Annotated in this window: 8 protein-coding genes; 4 read left to right on the top strand and 4 right to left on the bottom strand. The window is 72.9% G+C overall.

The window, feature by feature from the left end; translation table 11 throughout:
• The first annotated feature begins 293 nt into the window (after nt 1-293).
• From LX83_RS23090 to LX83_RS23075, 4 genes are all read left to right on the top strand, one after another.
• Nucleotides 294-1,487 (top strand): cytochrome P450, encoded by a 1,194-nt coding sequence (locus LX83_RS23090; protein ID WP_253774811.1) that lies wholly within the window; start codon nt 294-296, stop codon nt 1,485-1,487.
• A 138-nt stretch (nt 1,488-1,625) separates the two neighbouring features.
• Entirely contained in the window at nt 1,626-3,131 is a 1,506-nt protein-coding gene (locus tag LX83_RS23085) for an aminotransferase class III-fold pyridoxal phosphate-dependent enzyme (RefSeq protein ID WP_253774809.1), read from the top strand.
• Nucleotides 3,128-3,667, top strand: a complete 540-nt coding sequence (locus tag LX83_RS23080; RefSeq protein ID WP_253774807.1) for an EF-hand domain-containing protein — start codon at nt 3,128-3,130, stop codon at nt 3,665-3,667. The genes LX83_RS23085 and LX83_RS23080 overlap by 4 nt, the downstream gene beginning before the upstream one ends.
• 75 nt (nt 3,668-3,742) lie before the next feature.
• Nucleotides 3,743-12,496, top strand: a complete 8,754-nt coding sequence (locus tag LX83_RS23075; RefSeq protein ID WP_253774805.1) for a non-ribosomal peptide synthetase — start codon at nt 3,743-3,745, stop codon at nt 12,494-12,496.
• 19 nt (nt 12,497-12,515) lie between these two features.
• On the opposite strand, the gene LX83_RS23070 is transcribed toward LX83_RS23075, so the two are convergent.
• The 4 genes from LX83_RS23070 to LX83_RS23055 form a co-directional block, all read right to left on the bottom strand.
• Complete coding sequence (locus tag LX83_RS23070; RefSeq protein ID WP_253774803.1) at nt 12,516-13,730, bottom strand: cytochrome P450; 1,215 nt, start codon at nt 13,728-13,730, stop codon at nt 12,516-12,518.
• Nucleotides 13,731-13,751: 21 nt separating this feature from the next.
• A complete protein-coding gene (locus LX83_RS23065) occupies nt 13,752-14,789 on the bottom strand; it encodes a methyltransferase (protein ID WP_253774801.1) in 1,038 nt (345 codons plus the stop codon).
• Nucleotides 14,790-14,954: 165 nt separating this feature from the next.
• Entirely contained in the window at nt 14,955-15,500 is a 546-nt protein-coding gene (locus LX83_RS23060) for a vitamin K epoxide reductase family protein (RefSeq protein WP_253774799.1), read from the bottom strand.
• Entirely contained in the window at nt 15,497-16,219 is a 723-nt protein-coding gene (locus LX83_RS23055; RefSeq protein ID WP_253774796.1) for a DsbA family protein, read from the bottom strand. The genes LX83_RS23060 and LX83_RS23055 overlap by 4 nt, the downstream gene beginning before the upstream one ends.
• Nucleotides 16,220-16,241 lie beyond the last annotated feature (22 nt).

Genomic DNA, 16,241 nt, shown 5'->3' with positions numbered 1-16,241 from the left:
GCCACCGGGTGGCGCACACACTGCGCTACGCAGTGCTCGCGGCGACCCCGTGCCGGCCCGCCAGCGTCACCAGTTCGGTGGCTCTGCCGAGTGATAGGCAACGGCGTCTCTTGCCCGTCGCCGCCCGACCCCACGACGATTACCGCCGACAGTCAAACGATCACTGACGGGTGCGTCCGCGGTGGTCGAGCCAAGCACGACGATCCGCGGTGCCAGCGCGACCAGGAACATCGGGACACGTCGGAAATCGAGCCGGGATGGGCGTCATCCTCGGCGTCAGGGCAGGTGTGATGGTGGAACGCGAGCTGCCGACCCTCGATGTGATGTCGGCGGACCACGCCTTCGACACGAGCCGGATGTTGGCGGCGCTGCCCGAGGGCACACCGATCGCCCGCAGCGAGCGGGGCCTTGAGGTGCTCGGCTACCGGGCGTGCCAGGAGGCGTTCGCCAACACCAGCCTCACCCCGTGCATGCCGGAACTCGCGGCTGTTCTCGGTGTGTCCAACCAGGACGTGGTCGGCTTCGTCGCCGAGGAGCTGAACAGCAGGGAGGGCGCCGAGCACAGCCGGCTGCGCGCTGGTGTCGCCGGCTTCTTCGCCCCGGCCAGGCTGCGCCGAACGCGGTTGAGCGCGGCCAGGATCGCCACCGAGGTGATCGAGTCGATCCCAGCGCCGGGCGACTGCGAGGCCGTCCAGCAGATCGGCGTTCCGGTGGCCGCGCGGTTCTTCTGCCGCCTGCTCGGCGTGCCCGACGCCGACGCGGACCTGGTGCACCGCTTCTCCGTCGGCTTCTCCACCGTGCTGCGCTTCGAGGAACCCGAGGCGTACCAGGCCTTCCGCGACAGCGTGGACAGCTACCTGCTCGCCCTGTTCCGCACGCGCCGCGCGGATCCCGGCCACGACCTGGTGTCCCACCTGATGCGGGCGGAGAACGGCGGGAACCACAGCCCGGAGGAATCGCTGCGGCTGGCGGTCACCATGCTCGGGGCCGGCAGCGACATGGTCGCGGCGCAGATCGCGCTGATGATCGCCGCCCTGACCGAGCACCCGGAGCAGTGGGAGCTGGTGCGGCAGCGCGACGACCTGGTGACCGGCGCGGTGCTGGAGTGCGCGCGGCTGCGGCCGACGGTGTTCGCCACCGAACGCATCGCCCGGCAGGACACCGAACTCTGCGGGGTGCCGGTGCGGCGCGGTGAGTTCGTCTTCGTGCACATCATCGCCGGGAACCAGGATCCCGCGATCTATCCGCGCGCCGACCGCCTGGACATCACCCGTGCGTTCACCCACCCACCGCTGACCTGGAGCGTCGGCCGGCACTTCTGCCTGGGCCGGACGCTCTCGCTGATCGCGATGGAGGAGGTGCTGCGGGCGATCCGGCCACGGTGGTCGACCATGCGCTTCACCGCGGCGCCCACCACGACCGGGCAGCCGCACAGCGTGCGCCCGGTGGCCGTGCCCATCGCCGTGGACCTCGCCGGCCAGCGCTGACCGACGACCAGCACCACGAGAGCCGACCGGTCTGCACCGGTCGGGCCACAACCACGACACCCGGGCACTGACGCGCGTCCGGCCGCGCCGTGCCGAGTGGACAGTCACGACCCCGACGACCGCGGGAGGTCTGCCCCCATGAGCCTGACTGCTGACCCGACGGCCACAGCGCCGGACCTGGCCAGCCTGGACGCGCTGTGCGGCGCGGACGCCGCACTGCGGGAACTGGTCCGGTCCGTGGCCCGACGGCAACCCAACTCGCTGCGGCTCAGTCACCGCGCCCACCGCGCGGCGACCTCGCTGCCGGCGAACCTGCCGTTCTCCCCGCCCGTGCTGCCGATCTGCTGCGAGTGGGCCCAGGGCGCACGCCTGCGCGACATCGACGGCAACGAGTACATCGACTGCCACCTGAGCTACTCGGCGGCGATCCTCGGGCACAACCCACCGCCGGTGGTCGCGGCGGTGCGGCAGAAGCTGGCCGGCGGAGTGGGCGCCGGCTACTTCTCGGCCGAACAGGTGGAGTTGACCGAACTCGTCGCGGAACTCGTGCCGGGCGCGGACCGGGTGGGGCTGTTCCACACCGGGGGCGAGGCCATCGCCGCCAGCGTGCGGCTGGCCCGCGCCGCCACCGGCCGCCAGTTGATCGCCAAGTTCGAGGGCAGCTACCACGGTTCGCACGAGGTCGGCCTGTACAACAGCGCCGGTCTGCCCGAGGCGGTCGGCACCGGCCCGGTCACCGGATTCGCGCCCCGACCCAGCGGCAGCGGGCTGCGCCTGCTCTCCGACGCGGAACTGCTGGTGCTGCCGTTCGACCACGAGGCGGCGCTGACGCTGATCACCCGGCACGCGGCCGATCTGGCCGGGGTGCTGGTCGACCCGGTGCCCCGGTACCGCACACACGCGCCGGCGGCCGCGCGGGAGTTCCTGGCCGCGCTGCGCGCGGTCACCGCCGAGCACGGGATTCCCCTGATCTTCGACGAGGTGATCACCGGTTTCCGGCTGGCACTTGGCGGTGCCCAGGAGGCGCTGTCCATCACCGCGGACATGGCGTGCTTCGGCAAGCTCACCAGCGGACTCGGCATCCCGCTGACCGCGGTCGCCGGCCGGGCCGACCTGCTCGACACCGCCCGGACCGACGGCCTGCTCGCGGACGCCGCGGCCGGCAAGACCTGGCTGTCCAGCACCAACCAGGCCAACCACCTGGCCGTGGTCGCCGCACTGGCACAGCTGCGGCACCTGCGGGACAACTACCCGGAGATCGTCGACCGGATCAGCGGGCACCACGCCGTGCTGCGGGAGCGCCTGGCGGACTTCGCCCGCCGCAGCGGTATCCCCGTGCACCTGCGTGGAAATCCCCGGCACGTGACCGTCCTCGCGCTCGGTGCGCCCCTGCCCGACACGGCCGGCTACCACGACTGGGTTCGGGAGCTGAGTTCACCGGAACTGGCGCGCGCCCTGCAGCTGCTGAGCCTGCACCTGCGGCTGCGCGGGGTGTACACGCCGGGCATGCCCACGATGAACCTGTCCGCGGCGCACACCGAAGCGGACATCGACCACATCGTCGCCGCGATCAGCGACAGCCTGCTGGTCATGGCCGAGCAGAACCTCGTACCGCACGGGCACCGCCACAAGGAGCAGCCATGACCGCCATCAGCGACTACCAGGCCCGGAAGTTCGGCAAGGGCTTCAGCCTGTTCGACCACGACGGCGACGGCGTGGTGCGCTTCACCGACCTGCGCGTCGTGGCCCGCCACGAGGCCGAGCGCACCGGCCGCGACTACACCGCACCGGAACTGCGACCACTGCGCACGTGCGTGGAACGCTGGTGGCAGGCACTGGACCGGGCCGGCCGGGGACAGGTGGACCGGGACCAGTTCGTGGCCGCGCTGATCGAGTTGTCCGCTGATCGCGACCGGGTCCGGTTCATCTTCGAGGACGGCATCCGGTGCCTGCTGTCCCACATGGACTCCGACGGGGACGGGTGGGTCAGCAAGGACGACTTCATCCGGGTCACCCAGGACGACGGACTCACCGACGAGGAACGCGACGCCGCGTTCGACAGCATGGACGCCGACGGCGACGGCTACGCCAGCATCGACGACCTCGTCGCCGACTACATCACGTTCTACTGCACCCTGGACCCGGACGCGGGCTGCAACGGAATCGGCGGTTTCTTCTAGCCGTCCGCCCACCTCGCCGCACAGCCGTCACCGCTGCCCGTGTTGGCCGCACACCACGTCGTGAGGTGCCACATCATGTCAGGAACCGACTTCTCGCCGTCGGAGTTCCCACTGCTGTCCGGCCAGTGGGGAATCTGGGCCGGGCAGCTGCTCGATCCCAGCAGCAACGCCTACGGCGTCACCGAGCGGATCGACGTGCGGGGACCACTGGACCGGGACGCCTTCACCGAGGCCGTCCGGCGCGTGCTGGCCGAGGCCGAGGTGCTCCGCCTGCGGCTGGTCGAGCGGAACGGGACACCCCGACAGGTCATCACCGCCAGCCCGGACACCGCGCTGCGGTTCGTCGACCTCACCGGCGAGAGCGATCCCGACGCGGCGGCCGGCCAGTGGATCGCCACCGAGACCGCTCGGGGCCTGAGCGTGCTGGACGGGCCGCTGTTCGCCCCGGCGTTGGTGCGCCTGGCCGACCAGCGGCACGTCTGGGTCAACCACGCGCACCACATCGCCGTGGACGGCTTCAGCCTGTCCCTGATCGACGCGAGGGTCGCGTCCGTCTACACGGCACTGGTCACCGGCGGCCGCCCGGGCGGTGCCGGCCTGGGCGAGTACCGGCTGCTCTGCGCCGACGACGCGGCCTACCGCGCCTCCCAACAGTACATTGTGGACGGTGAGTTCTGGCGGACGCGGCTGGCTGACCGCCCGGACCCGGTCAACCTGGCCGGCCGGTGGGCCAAGCACAAGCGGGGAGTCGTGCGCGCCGGCACCCGACTGTCCCTCGACCTGGCCGCGGGCCTGCGCCGGCTGGCCCGGGCCGCCACCACCAGCCCGCAGCAGGTGCTGACCGCGGCCGTCGCGGCCCACCTCGCCCGCCTGAGTGGGGCCCGCGAGGTGGTCGTGGGCCAGATGAGGCTGTGCCGCCCCACGCCCGCGCTGTGGCGCGCGCCGGGAATGATGGCGAACATCGTGCCGATCCGGGTGCGGGTGTCGCCCGCCACCAGCGCCGAACAGCTGGTCCGGCAGGTGGCCGGGGAAGCGGCAGCGACCCGCCCGCACGAGCGGTACCGCCTGGAGCACATCCGGCGCGATTTCGGGATCGCCGCACCGGATCGGCCACTGCTCTCGCCGGTCATCAACTACCTGCCCTTTGCCAGCGACCTCGATTTCGCGGGCTGCCCGGGCGCGGTGGAGACGCTGACCTCGGGGCCGGTGCAGGATCTGGCCGTCACCATCCACGACTCGGCACACCACGGCCTGCGGATCGACTTCGCCGGCAACGCCGAGGTGTACGACGCGACCGGCATCGCCGACCACCTGAGCCGGTTCGCGCGGTTCCTGTCCGGCTTCGTCGGCGATCCCCGCCGGCCGCTGGCGCGCGTGACCGGTCGGACCGAGGTGGGCGCGCCCACCGCACCCACCCGGCACGACGCATTACCTGCCCAGCCGCGCCCGGCCACGCTGTGGGCGCTGTTCGCCGCCCAGGCGGAGCACACACCGGAGGCGACCGCGCTGGCGTGGACCACCGGTTCGGTGTCCTTCGCGGAACTGCGCGCGCGGGCCCTGCGCTGGGCACGGCTGCTGCGCGAGCGCGGCGTCGGACCGGAGCGGACCGTGGCCGTGCTGCTGCCCCGTTCCCCGGAGTGGGTCACCGCACTGCTCGCGGTCGCCTGCGCCGGTGGCGCCGCACTGCCGATCGATCCCGCCCACCCGCCCGCGCGCACCAGCGGCGTTGTCGCGGACGCGCGCCCGCACGCGCTCATCTCCGGCGAGGCGCAGATCAACCAGACCCGGCTGCCCGACAGCGTCGAGTTGTTCGTGGCCCACCAGCACAACCTGCGGCCGGTCGCGGCGCCCCACGCGCCCGGCGGGCGTCCCGCGGCGTGCCGCGCGGACGTGGACCACCCCGCGTACGTGATCTACACGTCCGGGTCGGCCGGAGCGCCCAAAGGGGTTGTGGTCACCCACCGGGGGATCGCCGGACTGGTCACCGCCCAGGCCGACCGGTTCGCCCTGGGGCCGGGCAGTCGGGTGCTCTTCTTCGCGGCCGTTGGCTGTGACGCGGCCATCGCCGAGGTCCTCAGCACCCTGCTGGCCGGCGCCACGCTGGTCATTCCCACCGGGGCCGAGCACCTGCCCGGTGCCGGGCTGGCCGAGTTCGTGGCCGCTCAGCGCGTCACCCACGCCACCCTGCCGCCCAGCGTGGTGGCCGGCATGGATCCGGCCGACCACCCGGGGCTGGGCACCCTGGTCGTCGCGGGCGAAGCCTGTCCGGCCAGCGTTGTCGCGGCCTGGGCGCCCGACCGCCGGGTGATCAACGCCTACGGTCCGACCGAGACCACGGTCTGCGCCACGATCTCCGACCCGCTGACCGACGCGGGCCCACCGCCCATCGGCCGGCCCCTTCCCGGTGTCCGCGCCCACGTCCTGGACGCCTGGCTGCATCCGTGCCCCACCGGCGTGGCCGGCGAACTCTACCTCGCCGGTCCCGCGCTGGCCCGGGGATACCTGCACCAGACCGCGCTGACGGCCAGCCGCTTCGTCGCCGACCCGTTCCAGCCCGGCGCTCGGATGTACCGCACCGGCGACCGCGCCCGCTGGCGAGCCGACGGGCACCTGGACTACCTGGGCCGCACCGACGACCAGATCAACATCCACGGGTTGCGCGTCGAACCGGGGGAGATCGCGGCCGCGCTCACCGACCACCCCGCCGTGGCCGCCGCGACCGTGCTGGCCCGACCGGACAGCACCGGCCGGCCGCAACTGGCCGCCTACGTCGTGGCCGGGAGGAACAGCAACCCGGACCTGGCCGAGCTGCGGCGCGACCTGGCGGCGCGGCTGCCCCGGCACATGGTGCCGGCCACGATCACCCTCCTGGACCGCCTGCCGCTGACCGCCAACGGCAAGCTCGACCGCGCCGCACTGCCCGCGCCGTCGCCGCACCGGGGTGGCGCGGCGGCCAGGGGGCCGCAGGAGCAGATCCTGTGTGGACTGTTCGCCGAGCTGCTCGGCGTCGACGCGGTGTCCGCCCACGACGACTTCTTCGCCCTGGGCGGGCACTCGCTGCTGGCGACCAGACTGGCCAACCGCGGCCGCGCCGTCTTCGGTGCCGAGCTGAGCATCGCTGAGGTCTTCGCCGCGCCAACTCCGGCCGCGCTGGCGGACCGGCTCACCGGCGGTTCGGCTCGGCCCGCGCTGCGCCCCCTGCCCAGGCCGAATCCGGTTCCGCTGTCGGCTGCCCAGCGCAGGCTGTGGTTCCTGCACCGGATGGCGGGCCCCAGCGCCACGTACACCATGGCGGCGCTGCTGCGGTTCGCCGGCCACCTCGACCCCGGGGCGCTGCGGGGCGCGCTGCACGACGTCCGCTGCCGGCACGAGAGCCTGCGCACGGTGTACCCGGAGATCGACGGACAGCCCTGCCAGGTGGTGCTGGACCCACCCGACGCACCACCGGAACTGCCGCACCACTCGGTCAGCGCGACCGAGCTGCCGCAGCGGCTGACCACCGCCGCCCAGCACACCTTCGACCTCACCGGACAGCCACCGCTGCGCGCCGAACTGTTCACTGTGGACGGTGGGGACGAGCACGTGCTGCTGTTGCTGATCCACCACATCGCCGGCGACGGCTGGTCCATGGCACCGCTGTGCCGCGACCTCGCCGCCGCCTACCGGGCGCGCCGGGAGCGCACCACCCCGGACTGGCCGCCGCTGCCGGTGCACTACGTCGACTACACGCTGTGGCACCACCAGTTGCTCGGTGACGCCACCGACCCGAACAGCCTGTGCGCCCGCCAACTCGACCACTGGACCAGGGCACTGGCGAACCTGCCTGACCGGCTGGTGTTGCCCGCGGACCGGCCGCGCCCGGCGGTGTCGTCACACCGGGGCGGGGTGGTGTCCTTCGAGGTGGACGCGCGGCTGCACCAGCACCTGCTGGACCTGGCCCGCGCCCACGACGTCACGCTGTTCATGGTGCTGCACGCCGCGTTGGCGGTGCTGCTCACCCGGCTGGGCGCGGGCACCGACATCCCCGTCGGCAGCGCGGTCGCCGGCCGGACCGACACCGCACTGGACGATCTGGTGGGCTTCTTCGTCAACACCCTGGTCCTGCGCACCGACACCAGCGGTGACCCGACCGTGGCCGACCTGCTGCACCGGGTCCGCGCCGTGGACCTCGCCGCCTACGCCCACCAGGACGTGCCGTTGAACCTGGTGGTCGAGACCGTCAACCCGGAACGCTCGGCCGCGCGCCAGCCGCTGTTCCAGGTCATGCTGGTGTTGCAGAACCTCCCCGAGATCCGGCTCGACCTGCCGGACCTGCGGGCGGACATGGAGCCCATGTACCTGGACGTGGCCAAGTTCGACCTCGGCTTCTCCTTCATCGAACGCCGCACTCCCAGCGGGGCGGCCGACGGGCTCGCCGCGATCATCGAGTACAGCCGGGACCTGTTCGACCACGCGACCGTGCGGCAGTGCGCCGACCGGCTGGTGCGCGTGCTGACCGCCGTGGCCGCCGACCCCACCCAGCGCATCAGCGAGGTGGACGTGCTCGTGCCGGGGGAACGGGACCGCCTGGCGCGGTGGGGGACTGCTCCCGCGCCGGTCGCGCCGGCCACCGCCGTGGACCTGTTCGACGCCGCGGTGACCCGCGACCCGCACGCCGTGGCACTGTGCGCCGGAACCGAGTCGCTGTCCTACGCGGACCTGGCCCGGCGGGTGGCGCGCCTGGCCCACTGCCTGCGCCACCGCGGCGTGGCACCCGAGCGGGTGGTGGCCGTGCTCCTGCCCCGCTCGGTGGACTGGGTGGTCGCGGTGCTGGCCGTGCTCAAGGCCGGCGGAGCGTTCCTGCCCGTCGACCCGAACACCCCGGCGCGCCGGATCAGCACGCTGCTCACCGACATCCAGCCCCACGCGGTGCTCACCACCACCGATCTCGCGGCACGGCTGCCCGACCTCGCCCGGTTCGGGCCGCTGCCCGTCGACCAGCCAGCGGCCTGGCGTGCCGGGCCAGCCCACCCGGGCCCCGACGCCGAGCCACCGGCGCTGTCGGTGGACAACGCGGCGTACGTGATCTTCACCTCCGGGTCGACCGGAACACCCAAGGGCGTGGTCGTCGCGCATCGCGGCATCGCCGCGCTCATCACCGCCCACCGCGAGCACTTCGCCCTCGGCCCGGGCGACCGGGTGCTGCAGTTCGCCGCGCTGGGCTTCGACGGCGTGGTCGCCGAGGTGTTCAGCACCCTGCTCAACGGCGCCACCCTGGTGCTGCCGCCGGGCACCCGACCGGTGCTCGGCGAGGAGCTGGCCGAGATCGTCGGGCGGGCGCGGGTCACCCACCTGCTGGTGCCCCCGAGCGCGTTGACCACCCTGCGCCCGGACCAACTGCCCAGCCTGCGCACGCTGGTCGTGGTCGGCGAAGCCTGCCCACCGGCCACCGCGGCCGCCTGGGCCACCGGCCGGCGCCTGATCAACGGCTACGGACCGACCGAGACCACCGTGTGCGCCACCCTGTCCGCACCGCTGACCGGGCAGGGCCTGCCGCCGATCGGCCGACCCAGCCACCAACTGCGGGCCTACGTGCTCGACGCGCGGCTGCGGCCGTGCCCGACCGGGGTGGCCGGTGAACTCTACGTGGCCGGGGCCGGCCTCGCCCGCGGCTACGCGGGCCGGGCCGCGCTCACCGCCCTGCGCTTCGTGGCCGACCCGTTCACCGCCGACGGCCAGCGCATGTACCGCACCGGTGACCTGGCCCGGTGGCGCCAGGACGGCCAGTTGGAGTACGTGGGCCGCGCCGACGACCAGGTCAAGATCCGGGGTTTCCGCGTCGAGCCGGGTGAGGTCGCTGCGGTGCTGTCCCAGCACCCCGACGTGGCCGAGGCCGCCGTCGTCACCCGCACCGACCCCGCGGCCGGCCCCCAGCTCATCGCCTACATCGTGCCCACGCCGCCCACGGGCCGGGCCGAGCAGGACGCCGCCGAGCAGGTCGGGCAGTGGCGCTCGGTCAACGACTCGCTGTACGCCACCAGCGGGCCCAGCACCTGGGGTGAGGACTTCACCGGCTGGGTGAGCAGCTACGACGGCCACCCCATCGCGCTGCCGGCGATGCGGGAGTGGCGGTCCGCCGTCGTCGACCGGCTCCGCGCGCTGGCGCCACGCCGGGTGCTGGAGATCGGGGTCGGCAGCGGCCTGCTGCTGGCCGCCCTCGCCCCGACCTGCGCCGAGTACTGGGGCAGCGACATCTCCGCCGCGGCGATCACCCGCCTGCGCGCGCACCTCGCGCAGCGGCCGGAACTGGCGGACGTGGTGCGGCTGCGGACCGCACCGGCCGACGACGTCACCGGGTTACCCGCGAACCGGTTCGACCTGGTCGTGCTCAACTCGACCGTCCAGTACTTCCCGGACATCGCCTATCTCGAACGAGTGCTCGGCCAGGCCGTCGACCTGCTCGCGCCCGGCGGGCGGATCTTCCTCGGCGACGTGCGCAACCTGCGCACCCTGCCGCTGCTGCACACCGCGGTGGAACTGCACCGCCCCGACCTCACCGCGGACCCGGTGGCGGTGCGACGCGCCATCGAGCACCGGATCGCCGGGGAGGAGGAGCTGCTGATCGACCCGGACTACTTCGCCGGGCTGCCCACCAGGTTCACCGCGATCACCAGCGTCGACCTGCAACTCAAACAGGGGTGGCAGCACACCGAGCTGACCAGGCACCGCTACGACGTCGTCCTGCACTGCCACACCGACCAGGTGACCGCGGAACAGCCCACCGGCGCGGAGTGGACCTGGGGACACGACGCCGAAGACCCGGCCCAGGTGGCCGACCTGCTGTCGATCCACCGCCCGGACCGGCTCCGCCTGGTGAACGTGCCCAACGGGCGGCTCGCCGGTGAACTCGCCGCGGCGCGGGCACTGGCCGAGGACGGTGACGTCGCCGGCGCGGTCCAGCGGCTGCACCACCCGCCGCTGCGCGGGGTCGACCCGCAGACCTGGGTGGAACTCGGCCGCCAACTCGGCTACCAGGTCGCCGTGACCTTCACTGGTGACGCCAGCGACGGCAGTGTCGACGTGCTGTTCCACGCCGATCGCGCGCCGCTGCGGGGTGTCGAGCCGTACCGGCCGGCCCGGCCCGCTGTCGCGCCCACCCGACTGGCCACCAACCCGGCGGCCACCCACCGGGCCCGCCGGATCGCCGGTGGCCTGCGTGACTACCTGCGCGAGCGCCTCGCCGAGCCGATGATCCCGGCCACCGTGGTCGGGCTCGACCGGTTTCCGCTCAACGCCAACGGAAAACTCGATCGCAGCGCGCTGCCGATGCCGGTGCTGGGCGCCGAGACCCGGGGCCGCGGCGCCCGCACCCCCCAGGAACACCGGCTGTGCCGCATCGTCGCCGACATCCTCGGCCGTTCCGCCGTCACCGTCGACGCCAACTTCTTCGACCTGGGCGGCCATTCCCTGCTCGCCACCCGGTTGGTCAGCCGGATCAACGAGGAGTTCGGCACGTCCCTGCCGGTGTCCGCGCTGTTCCACGCACCCACCGTCGCTGGCCTGTCCGACGCGCTGAACCAGGCCGGGCCAGCGCGGCCCACCGGACCGACCAGCGCGCAGCTGCTGGCGGACACCGCGCTGGACCCGGCGGTCAGCACCGCGCACAGCCGCCCCCGGCCGACCAGCCGGGGGCTGGACCCCGAGCACGTCCTGCTGACCGGGGCAACCGGGTTCCTCGGTGCCTTCCTGCTCACCGAGCTGCTGCGCCGCACCCGGGCCACGGTGCTGTGCCTGGTCCGGGCGCCCGACCCGGCCAGCGCCGAGCAGCGGCTGCGCAGCGCGCTGCGGCGGTACCACCTGGCGGATGAGCTGCCAGCCGGGCGGCTCGTCGCCGTTCCGGGAGACCTGGAACAACCCCGGCTCGGCCTGGCCCCGGACCTGTTCGACCGGCTCGCCGAGCAGGTCGACGTCATCTACCACAACGGTTCCTGGGTGCACACGCTGCACCCGTACCAGCGGCTGCGGGCGGCCAACGTCGTGGGCACCCACGAGGTGCTGCGCCTCGCGGCGGCCGGTCGGATCACGCCGGTGCACTACGTCTCCACCATGGGGGCGGCCATCGCGGCCGACGGCAGCACCGGCACCGTGCGCGAGGACCACCGGCTGCCGGTGGCTCTGGTGAACCCCAACGGGTACGTCAGCAGCAAGTGGGTCGCGGAGGAGATGGTGCGTGCCGCCCGGGCGCGGGGCGTCCCCACCACGATCCTCCGACCGGGCCGGGTCAGCGGTCACACCACCAGCGGCGCCGCCGGCACCAGCGATGCCTTCTGGTTCGTCGTTCGCACGATGCTGGGCCTCGGGATGGCGCCGTGCTTCGCCGGGGAGCACACCGGTATCGAGGTCGACCTGGTGCCGGTCGACTACGTCGCGCGGGCCGCCGTCGAGGTGGCGTGCTCACCCCGGGCGCCGGGCAACACCTTCCACCTCAGCAGCGCGCAGCCGGTGGCGCTGGACGACATCCTGTCGGCGCTGCGCAGGGCCGGGTACCGCATCGACCCGGTGGCGCCAGAGGAGTGGTCGGCGCGACTGGCGGCGCACCTGGACCAGGACGACCCGCACAGTGCCGATCCGTTTCCGGTGGCCGCGCTGTTCGCCCAGCTGGTGCCGATGCTGCGGGCTGCCTCAGCGCTGCGGTTCGACGACACCAACACCGCCAGCGTGCTCGCCGGCTCGGCCATCCACTGCCCGAAGATCGACGACACCGTGCTCCGCCGCTACATCGACTACTTCGTGGCCAGTGGGTTCTTTCCCCACCCGGACGGCCAGCAGCGGCGACCCGCACCGGGGTGAACGGGTCCGCCGCGACGGGTCACCAGACCACGGGAAGCGCGCGCAGTTCCACCTCGGCGCCGGACGGGTTCCAGGACAGCTCGTCGGCGGGCACCGCGAGCCGAAGCCCGGGGAGCGTGCGGACCAGCGCGGCCACGGCTTCCTGCAACTCGATGCGGGCCAACGCGGCACCGAGGCAGTGGTGCGTGCCGAAGCCGAAGGCCAGGTGGGCGTTGTCGGCGCGGTCGATGTCGAACCGGTCGGCATCGTCGAACCGCTGCGGGTCGCGGTTGGCCGCCACCAGCGGGGTGATCACGATGTCGCCGCGTCGAACCAGCACACCACCCACACTGACGTCGGCCACCGCGCGGCGCTGCGTGTCGACCTCCACGCCGGTGAACCGGTACCGCAGGATCTCCTCGACCGCCGGGTGCACCAGCGCGGGGGTGTGCCGCAACGCCGACCACTGCTCGGGAGCGCGCAGCAGCGCCAGCACACCCCGGCCGATCGTGCTGGCCGTGGTCAGGTAGCCGGCGAGCAGCAACCCCACCACCATGGCGTGCAGTTCGCCGGTGCTGAGCTGACCGTCACGCCGGGCGTGCACCCGCAGGAGGTGGCCGAGCACGCCGGTGGCGTCGCCGGAGTGGGCGGCGATCACGTCGGTGGCGTAGTCCTCCACGTCCTGGAACGCGGCGAGCGCCTGATCATCGCCCACCTCGGCGGTGTCACCGAGCGAGACCGCGGCCCAGGCGCGGCCCCGGCGGCGGTCCGGCACGGGTATCCCGATCACCTCGCACATCACGGTGAGCGGCAGGGGAAGGGCGAAGCTCTCCATCAGCTCCGCCGCGCGGCCCCCGGCGGTGAGCGCGGCCAGCAGTTCGGCCACGACAGCACGCACGCGCGGCCGCAGCTTCTCCACCCGGTGCAGCGAGAACGCGGGGGCGACCAGCCGACGCAGCCGGCTGTGCCTGGCCACGTCGTCGGTCAGCATGAACTCGTCCCGGCTGCGCTGCGCCCCGCTCGGCCCGGTCGGCCGAGGCACGTGCAGGACGAAGCTCGGGGAGGACAGCACCGACCGGATGTCGGCGTAACGCGTCACCAGCCACACCAACTGGCCGTCGGCCAGCCGTGCGCGCACCACCGGGCAGGTGGCGCGGACCCGCGCCAGGTCCGCGGCCGGCGTCATGGGCGAGGACTGGGCGAACGGGTAGTCGAGCGGGTGGCGGAGCGGAGTGTCGGCCGTGCGGTCGCTCATGGTCGCGCGGACCTCCCGGAATCAGTCGTCAACCGTGTAGGTGAGCAGGGACCAGCCGTCGGCCGGCGCGATCGCCGTGCAGCCGCGCAGGGTCAGCCCGGCTGAGTCGCCCAACCGCCGGAACTCCCGTTCGCTGCGGATCTTCGTGCCGAACAGCAGCAGCAACCCCAGATCGGTCTCGTCGAGACCGCGCTGGTCACCCCCGGTCGGCTGCTCGGGCATGACCTGGTCGACCACGACGACCACCGCCCGGGGAGCGGCCGAGGCGACGCACTGGTCGATGATCTTCCGGCTGTCCTCGTCGGTCCAGCAGTGCAGGACGTTGGCCAACAGGTAGACATCGCCCCCGGTGGGAAGCGGGTCGAAGAAGGTCTGCCCGGACACGCTCGCCCGGTCGGCCACGCCCTGCTCGGCGAACCGGGCCGCAGCCAGCGCCGCGGCGTGCGGCAGATCCACCAGCGTGCCGCGCAACCGGGGATGGGTGGTCAGCAACTCGGCGAGCACCCGCCCGGTGCCGCCGCCGACATCCACCACGTGCCGTGCCGACGTCCAGTCGTAGCCCCGCGCGATCCGGCCGGCGAGGAAGTCGGGAAAGCCAGCCAGTGCGTGGTCGAACCCGCTCGCCAACGCCTCGTCCCGGTTCAGGTCCGCCCAGAAGTCGTGGCCGTGACACGACGCCCACACGGGTTGTCCGGTGCGGACCGCGTCCGGAAGGCGCGTGAGCACCGCGGCTTCTCTGCGGTTGTAGGGGTTGTTCTGGTCGAGTGTGTTGGCGAGCCGGGCGGGGTGGTCGGTGCGGAGGAACTCGCCGAGCGCGGTGAGTTCGACGCGGTCGGGGCCTGCCTGGCGGAGAACCCGGCAGTGGATGAGGTGGCGGATGACGCGCTGCAGGGCATCGGGGTTGGCGCCGGCACGGGTGGCCAGTTCGGTGGTGTTGGTGACGCCCGCCGCGATGAGGTCGGGTAGTCGCAGGGTGACGGCGGTGCGCAGCACCCAGGGCGTGACCAGGGACGTCATCGCGCCGACAGTGGACAGCGCAAGCTCATCTCGATCAGACACAGCGGAAGCCTTTGCTCGACGTGGATCAGTGCGTTCCAGCACCGACCCGGTGTTCCAGCACCGACCACCTGAAACCGGTGGCCTGCTGAGGAACCTATCGTCGGCCCGCGCCACACCGGCCAAATGTCACCGTATCCGGTGAAGGCCGAGTTGGTGGTCGCGCCGTCACAGCAGGCTGGTCCAGTAGTCCCAGAACGCGGCCAGCACCAGTGCGGCGATCACCGCGTACCACAGGGCCAGGACCGCGCCGTGCACCGCGCGCAGCGGTGACAGCACGGGCCAGGTGTCCACTGTGGTGTACCAGAACAGCGGGATCGTCACGATCCACACGACCACGCAGTACGGGCACAGCGCGTGGATGTCGTAGAGGCTGGCGGCGATCAGCCAGTGCACGAACACCACGCCCAACGCGGTTCCCGCGTTCATCGCGATCCGGTACCAGCGCGGCGGCGAGAAACCGGCCAGCACGGCCACACCGGTGGTGACCACCACGGCGAACCCGGCGACGCCGAGCAGCGGGTTGGGGAAGCCGAACACCTCGGCCTGCGCACTGTCCATCACCGACCCGCAGGACAGCACCGGGTTGAGCGAGCAGGTCGGGACGTAGCTGGGATCGCGCAGCCTGGCGATCTTCTCCAGGGTCAGTGCCGTCGCCGCGATCAGGCCGAGCCCGCCGCCAACGGTGTGGAGCCAGGCGAGGTTGCGGCTCATCCGGCGAGTTCCCGGTCGATCAGCGCGCGCAGTTCCCGGTCGATGTCGGCGATGCTGGTGGCCTGGGGCTGGAACCGCACGCCGTTGACGAAGAACGTCGGCGTGCTGGTGACACCGAGCCTGCGGCCGTCGGCGCGGCCCTGGTCGATGGCGGCCTGCACCTTGGGGGAGGACAGGTCGGCCCGGAAGCGGTCCAGGTCAAGGCCGACCTGGCTGGCGAAGCGCTCGAAGGCCGCCGTGGCGCGGGCCAGGTCAGCACTGGTCGACCGACCGTCCTCGGTGACCGCCCAGCTGTCGAACCCGTCGTAGAGCGCGTGGTGCATCTCGCGGTACCGGCCCTGCCTGCCGGCGGCCTCGGCCGCCCGGGCCGCCGGGACGGCCAGCGGGTGCATGTCCAGCGGGAAGTGGCGCGGCACGAACGTGAAGCGGTCCTGGTAGTCCTGCTCCAGTTGCCGGGTGATGTTCGTGTGGTAGGCGACGCAGGCGGGGCACTGGAAGTCCAGGAACTCCACCACCGTGACCTTGTCGTCGGTGGACTGGGACAGCGTGTGGCTGCCGGGTGGGCGCAGCGCGGCCGAGGTGCCGTCGGCGGCGGACCGGTTGGTCAGCAGCACACCACCGAGCACGGCGACCGCGAGCACGACCACCACGGCGGTGAGGATCAGGTTCAGGGACGGACCCCGGCGTGCGGTCACCGGGTTGCGGTTCCTGCGGGACATGGGCGTGGATCACCTCTGGTCG

The organism is Goodfellowiella coeruleoviolacea, assembly GCF_024171785.1.
GTDB lineage: Bacteria > Actinomycetota > Actinomycetes > Mycobacteriales > Pseudonocardiaceae > Goodfellowiella > Goodfellowiella coeruleoviolacea.
The sequence above is the reverse complement of the archived record's forward strand: the minus strand, read 5'-3'. Positions and strand labels throughout refer to the sequence as shown.

Coding starts and splice junctions, on each gene's coding strand:
- LX83_RS23080 (WP_253774807.1), top strand. CDS start 3,128: ATGACCGCCATCAGCGACTACCAGGCCCGGAAGTTCGGCAAGGGCTTC.
- LX83_RS23075 (WP_253774805.1), top strand. CDS start 3,743: ATGTCAGGAACCGACTTCTCGCCGTCGGAGTTCCCACTGCTGTCCGGC.
- LX83_RS23085 (WP_253774809.1), top strand. CDS start 1,626: ATGAGCCTGACTGCTGACCCGACGGCCACAGCGCCGGACCTGGCCAGC.
- LX83_RS23070 (WP_253774803.1), bottom strand. CDS start 13,730: ATGAGCGACCGCACGGCCGACACTCCGCTCCGCCACCCGCTCGACTAC.
- LX83_RS23060 (WP_253774799.1), bottom strand. CDS start 15,500: ATGAGCCGCAACCTCGCCTGGCTCCACACCGTTGGCGGCGGGCTCGGC.
- LX83_RS23055 (WP_253774796.1), bottom strand. CDS start 16,219: ATGTCCCGCAGGAACCGCAACCCGGTGACCGCACGCCGGGGTCCGTCC.